This is a genomic window from Burkholderia sp. 4M9327F10, from assembly GCF_005503145.1.
GTDB lineage: Bacteria > Pseudomonadota > Gammaproteobacteria > Burkholderiales > Burkholderiaceae > Paraburkholderia.
Genome location: NZ_SCNV01000045.1, coordinates 1 through 15,726, shown reverse-complemented (window position 1 = coordinate 15,726; position 15,726 = coordinate 1). Strand labels below are relative to the sequence as shown.

Genomic DNA, 15,726 nt, shown 5'->3' with positions numbered 1-15,726 from the left:
GAGCATGCGATGACCGTTCGCGTCCAGACAGAAGACTTCGACCTGAGCACCGAAGTAGCAGCCTTGCGCGCACAAAATCCGAAGATTGGCGCGGTGGCCTGCTTTGTCGGCACGGTGCGCGACCTGAACGACGGCAGCGCGGTGCAAACCATGGAGCTCGAGCACTATCCGGGCATGACCGAGAAATCGCTTGGCGCGATCGTCGAGGCCGCGCGTGGGCGCTGGCCCGGCGTCGAGGTGCTGATCGTTCACCGGGTCGGCAAGCTGATGCCGCTCGACCAGATCGTGCTGGTGGCGACCACCGCGGCGCATCGCGGCGACGCGTTCGCTTCCTGCGAGTTCGTGATGGACTATCTGAAGACCGCAGCGCCGTTCTGGAAGAAGGAAAAGACCGAGCAGGGCGAGCGCTGGGTTGACGCTCGCGTGACAGACGACGCTGCGCTTGCACGCTGGGGTATTGATCTGACGAATACCCAGTCCACGAAGCCCGAATAGCGTGTCTCGCGCTGCGCCCACCTGCGTGGCGGCGTTTCAGTCCTCGCTTGAGCTCCCGATGATCTTTGCCGGAAACGGCTCGCCGCGCGCGCTTCTGGCCGGGGGGGTCTCCGGGTGCGCATGTTCGGCACGCTCGCGCCGGGCCGGCGCTACCCGCGCGAGCAGGGCCTGTTGCTCGGCGGGAATCGTGTACTCCCAGCCAAACCGGCTCAACTGCAAGCTCTGCGCGATGCGCAAGGCCGGTTCCATGAAGCGGACTGCCGCGGCGGGCTCGTAGCGCGACTCCACGGTATCGAGAAACAGATACAGCCAGTGGCTGAAATGCTGCGGCTCGATGCCCGGCAACGGCTGGTGCGCCTGCTGCACATTGCCGCGATACTGCTTCGCGCCGAGCACGAGGCTTGCCCAGAAGGTGCACATCTTCGGCAGATGCTCGTCCCAGCGTCCTGCCAGCGCCTGCTCGAAGATGGGGCCGAGCAGGGAGTCGGCGCGCACCCGGTCATAAAACGCGTACACGAGTTCGCGGATATTGGCTTCGTCGGGTGCGGCGTGTCGCGGCGCAGCGGCCGCCGGCGTAAAGATTGGCTTCATGCAGTGGTCACAGGGAAACGCAGAGGCGACAGGGGCGGTAAGAAGTCACACGCCTCAATCGCAATGACCAGGTATCAGGTATGGGTCTGACATTGATCAGAAAAACAACGATGCGAGCAAACGATACCATTCAGAATGAGAAGGATTACGGAAAGTCCACGCCTTTAACATGCGCAGCCCCTGCATGTTATGGCGTAGCGGCTACACCGGCAACCCTCGCGCCGACAAGGTCTTCCAGCGGATCGTCGTCGCTCATCATGATTTTGCGACTATGAGACTGACCGACTACACGGATTATTCACTACGCGTCATGCTGTATCTGGCGGTACGCGGCAAAAGCTTGTCGACGATCCAGGATATCTCGGATGCCTACGGGATTTCGAAGAACCATCTGATGAAGGTCGTGCAACGGCTCGGCGAACTCGGCTGGGTCGAAACGGTGCGCGGCCGTAACGGTGGCCTGCGGCTCTTCGAGCACTCGGGCACGCTGACGGTGGGCGAAGTGGTGCGGGCCACCGAAACCGATTTCGCGCTGGTGGGCTGCTTTCCCGACGAGCGCGGCACCCACCGCCATTGTGTGATCGAGTCGCAATGCCGCCTGAAAGGGGTGCTGGAGGTGGCACGGCATGCATTCCTATCCGAGCTCGATCGGCATACGATCGGGGAGTTGGCCGAGCCTGCGGGCCCCCTGGCGGCGCTGCTCGGCATGCGCGCAATTATCCCCATCGAACTGGCCGCACCCGGCGACGCCGGGGCGGCGCCTGCCGATTGACCAGAGCAAACCGGTTGTTCGTCTCAATTGTTAAATACTTGCTGTCGCATGCAAAAAAGCGCTTGAAACCCGCAGAAAACGCCTCATTTTGGTGATATTCGAAAATTGGAGGTCTCTTGATGAGAGTCGACAAGCTCACCACTAAATTCCAGGAAGCGTTGGCGGATGCGCAGAGTCTGGCCGTCGGCCATGACAATCAGTACATCGAGCCGGTTCATCTATTGGCGGCGCTGATCGCACAACAGGACGGCTCCGCGCGTTCGTTGCTGTCGCGCGCCGGCGTGCATGTCCAGGCGCTGCAAACGGCGCTGAACGACGCGATTACGCGTCTTCCGCAGGTGCAGGGCACCGACGGCAACGTGCAGATCGGCCGCGATCTGACCGGTCTTCTGAACCAGGCCGACAAGGAAGCGCAAAAGCTCAACGACACGTTTATCGCCAGCGAAATGTTCCTGCTCGCAGTGGCTGACGACAAGGGCGAGGCCGGGCGCCTCGCGCGTCAGCACGGCCTGTCGCGCAAGTCGCTGGAATCGGCCATTGCCGCCGTGCGCGGCGGCTCGCAGGTACATAGTCAGGACGCCGAAAGCCAGCGTGAAGCACTGAAAAAATACACCGTCGATCTGACCGAGCGGGCCCGCGCGGGCAAGCTCGATCCAGTGATTGGCCGCGACGACGAGATTCGCCGCTCCATCCAGATCCTGCAGCGCCGCACCAAGAACAACCCGGTGCTGATCGGCGAGCCGGGCGTGGGCAAGACCGCTATCGTGGAAGGCCTCGCGCAGCGCATCGTCAACGGCGAAGTGCCGGAAACGCTCAAGGGCAAGCGTGTGCTCTCGCTCGATATGGCGGCACTGCTGGCCGGCGCCAAGTACCGCGGCGAGTTCGAAGAGCGCCTGAAGGCCGTGCTGAACGATATCGCCAAGGACGAAGGCCAGACCATCGTCTTTATCGACGAAATTCACACCATGGTCGGTGCGGGCAAGGCCGAAGGGGCCATGGACGCAGGCAACATGCTCAAGCCTGCATTGTCGCGCGGCGAGCTGCACTGTGTCGGCGCCACCACGCTCGACGAGTATCGCAAGTACATCGAGAAGGATGCGGCGCTCGAGCGGCGTTTCCAGAAAGTGCTGGTCGACGAGCCTTCGGTGGAGGCGACCATCGCGATCCTGCGCGGCTTGCAGGAAAAGTATGAGCTGCACCACGGCGTGGATATCACCGACCCGGCGATCGTCGCGGCGGCGGAACTCTCGCATCGTTACATCACGGACCGGTTCCTGCCGGACAAGGCCATCGATCTGATCGACGAGGCGGCCTCGAAGATCAAGATGGAAATTGATTCGAAGCCCGAGGAGATGGACCGGCTCGACCGCCGTCTGATCCAGCTCAAGATCGAGCGCGAAGCCGTCAAGAAGGAAAAGGACGAAGCCTCGCAGAAGCGCCTGCAACTGATCGAGGAAGAAATCGAGCGTCTGAATCGCGATTATTCGGACCTCGAAGAAATCTGGACTGCCGAAAAGGCGGCGGTGCTGGGCAGTGCGCAACTGAAGGAAGAGATCGAGCGGACCCGTGCGGAAATCACGCGCCTGCAACGTGAAGGCAAGCTGGAGAAGGTCGCCGAGCTGCAGTACGGCAAGCTGCCGGGGCTCGAAGCGCAACTGAAGGAAGTCACCATGGCCGAGGCGAAGGAGCAGAACAATCCGACCCGGCCGCGCTTGTTGCGCACGCAGGTGGGCGCCGAGGAAATCGCCGAAGTGGTGTCGCGCGCAACCGGCATTCCGGTTTCGCGGATGATGCAGGGCGAGCGCGAAAAGCTGCTGCAGATCGAAGAAAAGCTGCACGACCGCGTGGTCGGTCAGGACGAAGCCATTTCGGCCGTCGCCGATGCGATCCGCCGTTCGCGTGCGGGTCTAGCCGATCCAAACCGTCCGTACGGTTCGTTCCTGTTCCTTGGCCCGACTGGCGTGGGCAAGACCGAACTGTGCAAGGCGCTGGCGTCGTTCCTGTTCGATTCGGAGGATCATCTGATCCGCATCGACATGAGCGAGTTCATGGAGAAGCATAGCGTCGCGCGGCTGATCGGCGCGCCGCCGGGCTACGTCGGCTATGAGGAAGGCGGCTATCTGACCGAAGCGGTGCGTCGCAAGCCGTACAGCGTGATCCTGCTCGACGAGATCGAAAAGGCTCACCCGGACGTCTTCAATGTGCTGCTGCAGGTGCTCGACGACGGCCGCATGACCGATGGCCAGGGCCGCACCGTGGACTTCAAGAACACGGTGATCGTGATGACGTCGAACCTCGGTTCGCAAGTGATCCAGGCGATGGTCGGCGAGCCGCAGGAGGCCGTGAAGGATGCGGTGTGGGAAGAGGTGAAGCTGCATTTCCGCCCCGAATTCCTTAACCGGATCGACGACGTTGTCGTGTTCCATGCGCTCGACCGCTCGAACATCCAGTCGATTGCGCGGATCCAGTTGCAACGGCTGCAGGAGCGGCTCGCGAAGCTCGACATGCAACTGGTGGTGTCGGAAGACGCGCTGGAGCTGATCGGCAAGGTCGGCTACGACCCGCTGTTCGGCGCCCGGCCGTTGAAGCGCGCGATCCAGCAGGAGATCGAGAATCCGGTTGCGAAGCTGATTCTGGCCGGCAAGTTCGGACCGAAGGATGTGATTCCGGTGGAAGTGGACGACGGCAAGCTGGTGTTCGACCGCGTCGTGCATTAAGCGGTGTTGGGCATGAGCGGTGGCGCTTGCCACAAGCTCGGCAGGTTCGGCAGGGCGGCTGAGTTTGAGCCACCTTTAGCGGACGAACGGTGAAATGAAAAAGGGCAACGAAGCTTGATTCGTTGCCCTTTTTACTTGTGGTGCGGCGCGCGCCATTCAACGCGGCGGCCGCCGCTACGTCAAGCGTTATGCGTTGCCCTTGCCGAACAGCGACGACAGGCTGCCGAGTGCGCCAAGCACGCTGCCCGTATCCACCTGGCCGGCGGCGGGCACTTCGCCATTGGGCGTTGCCGCATTGACGACGTGCGGCAGGATCTGCGACAGCAGTCCTGTGACCTGATCGGGTTGCACGCCGGCCTTGGCAGCCAGATTGGCGACCGTGTCCGAGCCGAGCACGCTATGCAGCGCGTCTGCCGAGATCGGCTGATTCTCGCCGTTGCCGACCCACGAACTGATGATGTCGCCGGCGCCTTTGTCCTTGAACTGCTGGATCAGGCCATTCAGGCCGCCCGGCTGGTTGTTGACGAATTCAAGCGCGGTGCTGATAAGGGCCTGCTGGTTGCCGCCGCCTTCGGGCGACTGGCCGAGCAAGGAACCGAGGGTGTCGAGTAGGCTCATGACGGTCTCTCTTGAATGCCGGCGTTCTGTCGAGACGCCGGCGGGTGAAAACGCCGCGCGGTTGCGCGGCACCGGATGGATGTGAAGCAGGGCGTTCGCGATACCGCATCGCAGGGCTCAGGCGGACTGTGTCACGCCGTTGCACCCGACGAATCTCACGTGCCCGAAGCTGCGGCAGCCGATGCTGCGGCAGCCGACGCTGCCTTGCTCTTCCTGGCCTTCTTCGACTTGGTGGCCTGGCTGCCCGATGCATCTGCCGGCGCGCTTGCAGCGGCTGTGGCAGGAGCAGAGGCAGCGGCCGCGTCCGAGGCCGCCTTGCTCTTTTTCTTCGACTTCGAAGCCTTGCCACTTGACGCTGCTGCAGGGGCACTCGCAGTGGCAGCAGCCGGTGCGGCCGTCGTCGTAGCGGCCGTGGTGGCTGCGGCCGGCGTCCTGGCTGCCGGCGCGCTCGTGCTCGTGGTGTTGCCAGCGTTCGCCGTGCTCGACTTGGCTGCGGTCTTCGCGCCGGTCGGTGCTGCTGAAGAACCGTTAATCGTGAGGCCGGCTGCTTCGAGGTTGCTCACCGATTTGGTGCCGAGGCCCTTCACGCGCGAGGCGAGATCGTCGGCATCCTTGAACGGGCCGTTCTTGGTGCGCTCGTCGATAATGGCTTTGGCATGCACCGGGCCGATACCCTTGACTGTTTCGAGCGTGGCCTGATCGGCGGAATTGACTTCGACCGCGGCGGCGAAACCGGCTGACAGCGACAGGGCGAGAGCGAGGCAAAGCATGAGCAGCTTCTTCAGCATGGCAAGCACTCCATTGAGGGCAAAAAAGTTAGCCGGGAACGGACGACGCGCTCAGTCAGCATGCGCTGCGCTTAAGCATAGGACAAATTGCGCGCCCTTTTTATGAAAGCCGACGTTTTATACCGATCGATTCGTGACAAGTAAATCACTTGGACAGTATTTGAACCTTTTGCCTATTGCGTAGGCTGTTTGGGTGCGCCGGGTGTCTGAGCCGTGCGGGCCACCGCGCCACGTACTTCGAAGCGCACCGAATCGGCGACGCTGCCGTCGGCATTGACGAGCTCCAGCAGATGATGTCCGGGCCATGGCAGCCACGGCACGCGCGGCGCATGACCGAGCGTCTTGCCGTCGAGCCGCCATGTGCTGAGCGTCGAGGCGCCGCTCGCACGTTCGAATGAAACACGTTGGCGCGCGGCGGGAATATCGGGGTCGAGCGCGAAGATCGTGCCGTCGGTGGGCGTGCCGATGCGCACCGCGCCGCGCGTCGAAATGCGGCGCGCGCTGTCGTCCGCGTTCGCTGCGAGTTCGACCCGCGGCGTCTCGGTGCCGCGTACGAACCACTCGTTGCGCGCCGGTTCGGTATTGTTTTCAAACGTGACGCGTGTCTCGATCACGCCGGGTGGCATGGCGGGCGGCGTGCTCGGCAAACGCCGATGCAGGTAGCCGACAATCGCGGCCCACACGGGCGCCGCGCCGGTCACGCCCGAGACGTCCCACATCGGCGTGCCGTCCGCATTGCCGACCCACACGCCCACCGTATAGCGCGAGGTGAAGCCGACCGTCCAGTTATCGCGCATATCTTTGCTGGTGCCGGTTTTGACCGCGGAAAAGAAGCGTGTGGCGAGCGGGCTGTCGAAACCGAAGGTGCGCGTGCGGGCGTTGTTGTCCGACAGCACGGTGGTGATGATGAAACTGGCATCGGCGCTGAAGACACGCTGCGCCGGTTTCGCTTCGGCCTGCTGAGGCGCGTTTGCATCAGGCGACGCATTGGGCCGCACGCCGGACTGCGCGACGGGACGATGCGGCAGATCGGCAGCAGGCGTCGCGAGACCGCCATTGGCGAGAGCCCGGTAGGCATTGGTCAGCGCAAGCAAGGTGACGTCGGCGCTGCCGAGCGCAAGGCTATAGCCGTAGTAATCGCCGCTTTGCGTGAGCGGAAGTCCGAGCTCGGTGAGCGTTTTCGCAAAGCGATGCGGCGTCACCATGACGAGCGTGCGGACGGCCGGCACGTTCAGCGACGAGCCGAGCGCCGTGCGCACGCTGACCCAGCCCTTGAAGTCCTTGTCGTAATTCTGCGGGATGTAGAGGCCGCCACCGGCGGCCAGGTCGAGCGGTGCATCGTCGAGCAGCGACGCGCTGGTGAGCCGCCGCTCGTCGATCGCCTGGGCGTACAGGAAGGGCTTGAGCGTCGAGCCGGCCTGGCGCAGCGCGAGCACTGCGTCGACGTCGCGGGCGCCCGAGAGCGCGCCCGACGAACCGACCCAGGCGCGTACTTCGCCGCTCGCGTTATCGAGCACCACCACCGCGCCGTCCTGCACATTGCGCGGATGCGCGCGGGCGTTCAGTTCGAGCAGGGTGCGGGTGAGCGTGTCGCGGGCGAAGCGTTGCAGGTTGGCGTCGAGCGTTGAGGCGATGCGATCGCCGGCGAGCGGATGCACTTCGGCCGCCACGCGTCGCGCGAAGTGCGGCGCGAGCGATTCGTCCCCGGATGCCAGCGACAGTGACGCGGGCGCAGGGCGCGCGAAAGCCAGTTGCACGAACCCGCCGAGATTCGCGCATTGGCCGGCCGCCTGCATGTCGCGCAGAATCCGGCAGGCGCGTTCGCTGACCTTCGCATAGGGGGCGTTTGGTGCGCGGATCAGCGCGGCGGCGACTGCCGCCTCGCGCTCGTCGAGACCGGACGGCGCCTTGCCGAACAGGGTCATGGAGATCGCCGACAAACCGATCGTCTCGCCGCGAAACGGCACCAGATTCAGATAGGCCTCGAGGATCTGGTCCTTGCGCCACGTCCGTTCGAGCCACAACGCCTTGACGGCCTGGTTGGCCTTTTGCACGATCGAACGTTGTCCTGAACGCTGCGGGTCGTCGTCGAGCAGGCCGGTCAACTGCATCGTCACGGTCGAGGCGCCGCGCGTGCGGGTATTCCACAAGTTGGCCCAGGCGGCGCCGGCGGCGCCGCGCCAGTCGACGCCGCTATGCTCGTAGAAGCGCTTGTCTTCCGACACCACGATCGCCTGGCGCAACGCCGGCGAGACATCGGCGAGCGCGATCCAGTCGCCGCGCCGCTCGGTGTTGTCGATGCGGGTGCGCTGCAGCGGTTCGCCGTCGCGCGCGAGCAGCACCCAGTCCGAACTGCGCCAGTGTGCGTGGACCTGGTCGAACGAAGGCAGGGCAAACGCGCTCATCGAACTGCTGAGCAGGCCGATGCACACTGCCGTGCGGACGAACGCAAGCGCCACGCTTCACCTCACTTCGACGCCGCGGGCGCAGTGCCCGCAGCAGGCTGCACCACCAGCGCCGCATTCGGCAGCGCGCCGAATGTCGACGGCGCATAGAGCGCCTCGACGCGCGTCGGCGGCAGGCCGAACGTGCCGACGTTATTGAGCCGCACCGTGTACTCCACCGAGAATTTGCCCTTCGGCACATAATCGTAGTACGCGCGGTAACCGTCGAAACCGCGCTCGATAAACGCCGGCCATGCACTACGTTCCGCGTCTGCGCCGCTATTTTCGCCTTGCGTTGCCGCCTCCGAGTCGCGTCCCAGACCCGAGCCGAGAATCGTTGCACCGGCCGGCACCGGATCGTTGACGACCACCCACGTCATGTCGGTCTGCGCATCGATGTCCAGATGCACGCGCACCACATCGCCGCGCGTGTAGACGCCTTTGACCGCCGGGTCGAGCGGCGTGACGGTTTTGGTGATCCGATAGCCCGCCGCGAACGGTGTTTTCAATGGCACGGCAGCGAGGCTTTCGATCGTCGCCCATGGCTTGCCGGTGCCGTCATGAGTCAGCGTCAACGGCGCGGCCGTGCCCTGGTTCGCGGGCGGCCACGGCAGAAGCTGGCTGTGGCTGTCTTTGGTCTGCGTGGCGGGTGTCGCGGGTGTGGCGGATACCGCCGTATCCGCGGCCGGCACGGCAGCCTGCCTCCACGAGATCGTCTTGTCGAGCGGGCCGAGTTGCAGCCGTGTCTGTCCGGTCACGGGCGTGCTCTCGAAGACCTGCGAGAAGCGTTGCACCGCGAGCGAGCCCCACACGTTGGCGGTCGTGGTCTGCCATGCGCCGTTGCGTTGCAGCGCCAGCAGCCCGGCGACAAGACGCGGCATCTCGTCTTTCCACGCGGGGGAGTCGACGAAGGTCAGCGCGGTGCGCGCCGCGTTGTCTTCAGTGCCGGTCATGAGCCACCAGAGATCATCGTCGGCTTCGGTCGAGAAGGTGAGGCGGGTGCCCTGATAAGTAAGCCGGGCGCGCAGGATCTGTTCGAGCTGGGCGCGCTTGTCCTCGCGCTGGGGAATGCCCTGTACGCGCGACAGGATCGCGTAGTAGTCGAGCAGCGCCGAAGTTGGCCACTGGTTCGGCGCAATTTCAATCGATTCGAGCATGCTCGGCTGCGCCATCCCATAGCGCGACAAAGCTTCGAGCGCTTCGAGCTTGCGCAGCTCGAGATCCTTGCGCGGCGCCCATACGTCGCGCTGGATCTTGCCCTGCACGAAGCTCACGAGCCCCGCTTCGAGTTTGCCGCGCAGATCGTCGGGCAGGGTGAAGCGCGGATCGAGCTTGGCGGTTTCGTCGGTGACGGCGAGCAGATAGGCGCTTAGCGTCGTGCTGCCGTGGTTGCCGCTATCGTCGCTTGGCGGGAAGTAGTTGGCGAGGCCGTCGTGGTCCAGGTACACCGGCATGCGCGCCACCACTGCCTGCCATTGCGCCGGGTCGCGCAGACCGATCGCCCGCGAGGTCTGCTGTTCGAGACAGTTGTACGGATAGCGTTCGAACCAGCGGCGCACACCCGGCAGCCCGTCGGAGAGCTTCGACTGCAGCGACACCGCAATGCCGCCGCGGATCGCCCCGGCCTGAGTCGTGCTCGCGTCCGGCGGCGCGGCCACCGGCAGCGACAGCGTGCCGTCGACCTGCGCGAGCGTCGCTTGCTGAACCGTGACGGGTACGGCAGCCGTGACGCGCTGCGCGATTTTCAGCGCATCGCTCGCATGCGGGCCGCCTTGCTCGGCCGCGCTCACGTTCCACGTCAGAGCACCGGACGGCGTATCGGAGAGGCCATCGGGCGGGGTCACGGTCCATGCGATTTCGCGTGCCGAGTCCGCGGCGAGATCGACTGTTTGCGTGGCAAGCGTGAGGCCTGGCACGTTCGGCGTGACGACCACTTTCATGGCGCGGGCCGTGGTATTGCGCACGGTGAACTGTGCGCGGAACACGTCGCCTTCGCGCACGAGCGGGGGCAGGCCCGAGATCAGTTGCAGATCCTGGGTGCTGCGAATCGACGTGCTGCCGGTGCCGAACATGCCCGGGCCGACCGCGGCGATCGCGACGATCCGGAAGCTCGTCAAGGCGTCGTTGAGCGGAACGTCGAGGCTGGCATCGCCGTTGGCGTCGAGCGTCACGCGCGGGTTCCACAGCAGCAACGTGTCGAACAGTTCGCGCGTCGCGCTGTGGCCGCCGCCACCGCCGGCCGGCACGGCCTTGCGCCCGAAGTGGCGCCGGCCGATGATTTCCATCTGTGCAGTCGACGTTTCGACACCGTAGGCGCGCCGCTCCAGCATGGCGTCGAGCAAGTCCCAGCTCTGGTTGGGCATCAGTTCGAGCAGGGCTTCGTCGACGGCCGCCACGGCGATCTGCGTGCCGGCCGGCGCGGGCTTGCCGCCTGGCATCTGCACGTGCAGCTTGACGTGCGCCTTGCCGCGCACGGTGTAGGACGTCGCATCCGGCGTGACGCTCACCGCCAGCTTGTGGGCGGCCGTGCCCACCTTGATCTCGGCCATGCCGTAGCGGAAGGCCGGCTTCGACAGATCGACGAGCGGCGTGGGCGCCTCATAGTGACGGCCCTCGTACCAGAACGCGCGCGCCCATTCGAGCGGGGCCTTCCAGCCCCACGTGAAGAACGAGTACCACGGCACTTCATGAATCCGTCCGCGCAAGGCCAGCACCGACACGTAGACGTTCGGCCCCCATGCTTCATTCACTTTCAGCTCGACGGTCGGATCCTTGCCGTCCAGTTGGACGACGTGCGTTTCGATAATGCCCTCGCGTTCGACCGCGACCAGCGCGGTGGCGAAGCGGAACGGCATGCGCACCTGGAAGCGCGCGGTCTCGCCCGGTTCATAGGAGGGCTTCTCGGGCAGCACGTCGATGCGGTCGGTGTTCTCGCCGCCGAACCACAACTCGTCTTCGCGCGTGACCCATACCGAACTGCTCGCCGTCGACACATTGCCGTCGCCGTCTTTGGCCGTGACGACGAGATCGATATTGCCCGCGTCGCGCAGCTTCGCGTCGCAGGCGAGCAGGCCGTGGTCGTCGCTCGTGCCGCTGCACAGCGAACCGAGGTCCTTGGTCTCGGTATGGTTGTCGTAGGCGTAGAAGCCGCCGACCATGCGTTTTCTCGAGGTCGTCGTGATGCGCGCGTAGCCATGCACGTCGAGCGCCACGCCGGCGCGCGGCTTGCCTTGCAGATCCACGGCGAGGGCCTTGACCGGCACCGTGTTGCCCACCGACACCCATTGTCCCGACTTGATGCCCGCCACCACCGCTGCGGGCCATAGCGTCGCGCCGCCGGAAATGGTCTGCACCTCGCCGTTCGGATCGGCGAAGGTCGCCTCCAGCGCGAGGCGTTTGGGGGCGTCGACATGCGGCAGGTTCTTCAGCGTGAGGCCGCCGGAACCGTTGCGATCGAGCGTGACGGCTTCCTTGTCGGCGACCAGCTTGGCGCCGTCGTCGGCGGGTTGCTGCGCGTCGCTGTCTTCGTCGTCCGAGGCCGAGGTGTCGTCACCGGTTTGCGGCGTGTAGGGCGTGAAGCTGAAGTCCGGGAAGTTGTCGGTGAAGCCCGGTGTCGTGCTCCTGAGCAAGGCCGACACCTGCACCGGCAGATTGGCCGCCGCGCCGCCCGACACATAGTCGATCTGCAGCGTGAGCGGCGCCTGTTTCGCGGCGACCAGCGGATGGGTCTTTTCATCGCGCACGGCAATCGTGCCCTTGAAGACCGGCAAGCGGAATTCCTCGACACGGAAGCTGCCGGACTCGTAGCTCATGTGCGGCGAAGCGCTGTTGCTGCTGTTATCGCTGTCGTCGGCATTGTCGCCATCGTCGCTGTCGTTTCCGTTTGCCGCGCTGGAGGACGCGGTTGCATTCGGATCGCCGTCGTCGAGCGTGACGCTGTATTCGCCGAGTTTTGCCGCCACCGGAATCGTGAAGCTCGAATCCGCGCTATGGTCGGCGGACCATTTGAGCGGCAGATGATAGGTCTGGCCACTGCCCAGATGACGGATTGTCACCCGGGTCGGATACTTCTGCGGATACGCGAAACCGTGCAGCGTCTCGACGCGGATCAGATGCTTCATCGAAACCGTCTCGCCGGCGCGCAAGAGCGTGCGGTCGAACACGGTATGGGCACGCACCGTCTGTTCGATGCTGGTGTCGGTAGGCACGTTGAAGCGCCAGGACTCGATGCCGCGATTCCAGTCGGAGCGCACGAACGCCATGTCGGCGCCGGTCTTCGGATCGTCGACGCGGGCCGATACGAAGAAGCCTTCGAAGCTCGTGTCGCCGCATTCCTTCACCGGTGCGAGCGCCTTGTCGATGGTCAGCACGCCATGCGCGTCGGTCTTGCCGGAGGCGAGGTCGGCGCCATTGCAGTCGCTGACCTGGATGACGGCATTCGGCACCGGCTGGCCCTTGTCGAGCGAGGTCACCCACACCACGCTATTTTCGCGCCCTTGCTTGAAGTGCACGCCCAGGTTGGTGACGAGCACCGCGGTGCGCACGTACATGGGCGCCTTCTTGCCGAGCAGCGAGGCGCCGAGCGCGGGGGAGGCCAGCTCTATCACGTAGAAGCCGGGCTTCGTCACCGGTACGCCGACCACTTCGAACGGCCGCAGGGCCTTCGGGTCTTCCTTCGGCAACGCCAGTGTTTCGACACCGCGCTGTCCCGCGAGCAGCGAGAGCGAGCGGATGTCGATCTCCGGGTCCTTCCTGTTTTCGTCATCGGCCGCCTGGCCGGGCGTGCGCTGCACATAGACCGGATTCTGCGAGCGTTGCAGCAGGCCTGGCATCAGCGAGTCGATGGTCGAGCGGTTCATCGAATAATCGTCGAAGCGCTCGACAAGACGCATCCACTCGCGGATATCGGTGTCCGCATCGACGCGCAGTTTGCTGAACTGCGCGTCGCCCGCATTGAGGCCGGCCACATGCAGGTCGGCTTCGACGTTGCGCAACGTCACCGGCACCAGCGCGGGCATGTCCGGCTCCGCGAAACGCTCGACAATGCCGAAGGTCCCCGACGAGAACTTGGCAAGAGGCGGCATCGGCGCCGTGGTGGTCTTGAGCGGAAACAGATTGGCATTGGTGAGCGCACGGCCGCTGACGTCTTTCAGGTTCGCGGGGATGTCGATGGTGAGCTCGGCGTGCTCGGGCAGCGGCGCGGCGAATTCGACCGCCGTCGTTTCGGAATCCTTGTCGTCGGGCTTGAAGGTCGGTGAAATCGTGCCGCCGGGGCCCTTGAGCGTGAGCTTTTCGGCATCGGCGCGGCTGATCGGCGCGTTGAACTGCACCTGCACCGGACGCAACGGTGTGCACGGCGCCTTGGCATTCTCGCGCTCGCACGAGAAGCTGGCGGCAAAGGGATCGCGCACGGTGTAGTCGAAGCGGCGCTCCACGTCGTTGGCAAGGCCGCTCGGACTCGCCACGCCTACGCCGTACACCAGTTGCATCTTGGCCGAGGAGGGCAGCGTCTGCTGACATTGAAGCGTCAGGACGCGAGCAGCATCCTTTTGCAGATGGAAATGCTTGAGGAGCGCCGCGCGCGCCGTGTCGTCGAGTTTCTTGACGGGGATGCGATTGCCAAGGCCGCTCGATTCGCACCACACATGATCGTGCACCGACGCATCTGTCGCCGGTCCATTCAGTTGCAGCACGAACGCCTGGTCTTCTTCGATCTCGCCGTCATCGGGCCGGGCATTCTGCACGAACGGACCGCCCGTTTGAAACGCATAGCGGTGCGGCCCCGTGATAGCGTGGCCGGCAAACGATTTCAACCCGTCGTTGAGATCGACCGTGCAACTGAGGCCGGGCGGCAGGTCCGCGGTGAAATCCCACGCCCAGGTCTTGTCGTCGATCCAGTGCGCCTGGCCGCCACTCGCGGCTGCATCGTTGCAATGCACCTGGGCAGGCGCCGCGGCCGCTGCCGAGCCGAACGCGATCATCGCTTCGTCGAACTTGACAACCACTTGCCGGACCTGTGCGACCTTGCCTTGCGGCGAAACGCTCGTGATGCGTGCTGCATCGGCTCGCCACGATGACGCGCTCAGCAAGCCGAGCGCCGCTACCGTCGCCCACATCCACTTCCGTTTGAGTGTGCCGCTTCGCATCGACCGCGCTCCTGTCGCTTTCAGATTGCTGGCGATTCTACCGGACGATCCTCAGTATCCCCAACCTTGTCGGATCTCAAAAAACAACTCGATTGCGGATGACGAATGACATCGTATGCCGCTTGACTTAGAGTGCACTCGAAGTCCTAACCTGAGTTCCGTCATGTCACAAGCACTCACCATTGGCCAGGTCGCCGCAGCAACCGGCGTCTCCACTCACACGCTGCGCTATTACGAGCAAGCGGGCCTGATCCGGGCCGTCGGACGCACTGGGGCGGGACACCGTCTCTATTCGCCCACGGACCTCGACTGGCTGCAGTTCGTGATGCGCTTAAAGGCAACCGGCATGCCGATCGCCGGGATGCAGGCGTTTGCCGCGTTGCGTGCGCAAGGGGAGACGACCATTGGCGCGCGGCGCGAATTGCTGGTCGAGCATCGCGATGCGGTGCTCGCGCATATCGCCGAACTGCAGACCAGCCTGGAGGCGATCGTCGACAAGATCGCTTACTACGAGGCGGCTGAGCGCACGGTGACACGACAAGCCGATGACACCCAATCAGACAAGGACTCACCATGGAATACGCACAGAACGACCGCTACACCCGGGGCTGGAACAAGCTGAAGGAAATCGACGGCGCCGCCGGCGAAATGGTGATCGCCGCGCTCGCGCCGATCGCTCCGGATTTCGGACGGTTGCTGATCGAGTTCGGCTTTGGCGATATCTACAGCCGGCCGCAACTGGACCTGCGGGCGCGCGAGATTGCGACGATTGCGTCGCTGGCGACACTCGGCTGTGCGCAGCCGCAGTTGAAGGTGCATATCGAAGCGGCGCTCAATGTCGGCTGCACGCGTGAGGAGATCGTCGAAGTGTTTATGCAGATGGCGCTCTACGCCGGCTTCCCGGCGGCGCTCAACGCACTGTTTGCCGCGCGCGAGGTGTTCGAGCGGCACGATGCACAAGCGCACGGCGGCGAGGCGCCGGGCGGAGCGGCGTGATGGGGTGGTGTGCCCGGGCAGGATGAGTTTGCCGGTGGCGAGACAGGGGAGGGAGGAGGCCAGGGTGGGGCTTGGGACGCGTGCGGCGTGGCGGGTCTCGGGATGAAACGCAACTAACGGTCCGACATTGCGGCGCCCCCCGATAAGCGGGACAGTGCG

Annotated in this window: 10 protein-coding genes; 5 read left to right on the top strand and 5 right to left on the bottom strand. The window is 64.7% G+C overall.

What is annotated here, in order from left to right; all coding sequences use genetic code 11:
• The first annotated feature begins 9 nt into the window (after nt 1-9).
• Nucleotides 10-495, top strand: coding sequence for a molybdenum cofactor biosynthesis protein MoaE (locus FFS45_RS29910; RefSeq protein ID WP_137958246.1), 486 nt, complete (start codon nt 10-12; stop codon nt 493-495).
• Nucleotides 496-531: 36 nt separating this feature from the next.
• On the opposite strand, the gene FFS45_RS29905 is transcribed toward FFS45_RS29910, so the two are convergent.
• Nucleotides 532-1,086, bottom strand: a complete 555-nt coding sequence (locus FFS45_RS29905) for a group III truncated hemoglobin (RefSeq protein ID WP_137958245.1) — start codon at nt 1,084-1,086, stop codon at nt 532-534.
• Nucleotides 1,087-1,357: 271 nt separating this feature from the next.
• Here FFS45_RS29905 and FFS45_RS29900 point away from each other — a divergent pair, with 271 nt between their 5' ends.
• A complete protein-coding gene (locus FFS45_RS29900) occupies nt 1,358-1,858 on the top strand; it encodes an Rrf2 family transcriptional regulator (RefSeq protein ID WP_137958297.1) in 501 nt (166 codons plus the stop codon).
• 119 nt (nt 1,859-1,977) lie between these two features.
• On the top strand, nt 1,978-4,575 hold the full coding sequence (clpB, locus tag FFS45_RS29895) for an ATP-dependent chaperone ClpB (protein ID WP_137958244.1): 2,598 nt from the start codon (nt 1,978-1,980) through the stop codon (nt 4,573-4,575).
• 186 nt (nt 4,576-4,761) lie between these two features.
• Here the strand turns inward: clpB and FFS45_RS29890 are convergent, their stop codons facing one another.
• The 4 genes from FFS45_RS29890 to FFS45_RS29875 all read right to left on the bottom strand — a co-directional run bounded on the left by FFS45_RS29890 (nt 4,762) and on the right by FFS45_RS29875 (nt 14,571).
• Nucleotides 4,762-5,193: a YidB family protein gene (locus FFS45_RS29890; RefSeq protein WP_137958243.1), complete on the bottom strand. Its 432-nt coding sequence runs from the start codon at nt 5,191-5,193 to the stop codon at nt 4,762-4,764.
• A 155-nt stretch (nt 5,194-5,348) separates the two neighbouring features.
• Nucleotides 5,349-5,981, bottom strand: coding sequence for a helix-hairpin-helix domain-containing protein (locus tag FFS45_RS29885; RefSeq protein ID WP_137958242.1), 633 nt, complete (start codon nt 5,979-5,981; stop codon nt 5,349-5,351).
• A 173-nt stretch (nt 5,982-6,154) separates the two neighbouring features.
• Complete coding sequence (gene pbpC, locus FFS45_RS29880) at nt 6,155-8,386, bottom strand: penicillin-binding protein 1C (protein ID WP_137958296.1); 2,232 nt, start codon at nt 8,384-8,386, stop codon at nt 6,155-6,157.
• 62 nt (nt 8,387-8,448) lie between these two features.
• Nucleotides 8,449-14,571, bottom strand: coding sequence for an MG2 domain-containing protein (locus FFS45_RS29875; RefSeq protein WP_137958241.1), 6,123 nt, complete (start codon nt 14,569-14,571; stop codon nt 8,449-8,451).
• A gap of 163 nt (nt 14,572-14,734) precedes the next feature.
• Here FFS45_RS29875 and FFS45_RS29870 point away from each other — a divergent pair, with 163 nt between their 5' ends.
• Together FFS45_RS29870 and FFS45_RS29865 are read left to right on the top strand one after the other, a co-directional pair.
• Nucleotides 14,735-15,193 (top strand): MerR family transcriptional regulator, encoded by a 459-nt coding sequence (locus FFS45_RS29870; protein WP_137958240.1) that lies wholly within the window; start codon nt 14,735-14,737, stop codon nt 15,191-15,193.
• A complete protein-coding gene (locus FFS45_RS29865; protein ID WP_137958239.1) occupies nt 15,145-15,567 on the top strand; it encodes a carboxymuconolactone decarboxylase family protein in 423 nt (140 codons plus the stop codon). The genes FFS45_RS29870 and FFS45_RS29865 overlap by 49 nt, the downstream gene beginning before the upstream one ends.
• The last annotated feature ends 159 nt before the right edge of the window (nt 15,568-15,726 follow it).

What these genes read in the sequence shown, in the direction of transcription:
- FFS45_RS29905 (WP_137958245.1), bottom strand. Translation starts at nt 1,086, where the DNA reads ATGAAGCCAATCTTTACGCCGGCGGCCGCTGCGCCGCGACACGCCGCA.
- FFS45_RS29865 (WP_137958239.1), top strand. Translation starts at nt 15,145, where the DNA reads ATGGAATACGCACAGAACGACCGCTACACCCGGGGCTGGAACAAGCTG.
- pbpC (WP_137958296.1), bottom strand. Translation starts at nt 8,386, where the DNA reads ATGAGCGCGTTTGCCCTGCCTTCGTTCGACCAGGTCCACGCACACTGG.
- FFS45_RS29885 (WP_137958242.1), bottom strand. Translation starts at nt 5,981, where the DNA reads ATGCTGAAGAAGCTGCTCATGCTTTGCCTCGCTCTCGCCCTGTCGCTG.
- FFS45_RS29910 (WP_137958246.1), top strand. Translation starts at nt 10, where the DNA reads ATGACCGTTCGCGTCCAGACAGAAGACTTCGACCTGAGCACCGAAGTA.
- FFS45_RS29875 (WP_137958241.1), bottom strand. Translation starts at nt 14,571, where the DNA reads ATGCGAAGCGGCACACTCAAACGGAAGTGGATGTGGGCGACGGTAGCG.
- clpB (WP_137958244.1), top strand. Translation starts at nt 1,978, where the DNA reads ATGAGAGTCGACAAGCTCACCACTAAATTCCAGGAAGCGTTGGCGGAT.
- FFS45_RS29900 (WP_137958297.1), top strand. Translation starts at nt 1,358, where the DNA reads ATGAGACTGACCGACTACACGGATTATTCACTACGCGTCATGCTGTAT.
- FFS45_RS29890 (WP_137958243.1), bottom strand. Translation starts at nt 5,193, where the DNA reads ATGAGCCTACTCGACACCCTCGGTTCCTTGCTCGGCCAGTCGCCCGAA.
- FFS45_RS29870 (WP_137958240.1), top strand. Translation starts at nt 14,735, where the DNA reads ATGTCACAAGCACTCACCATTGGCCAGGTCGCCGCAGCAACCGGCGTC.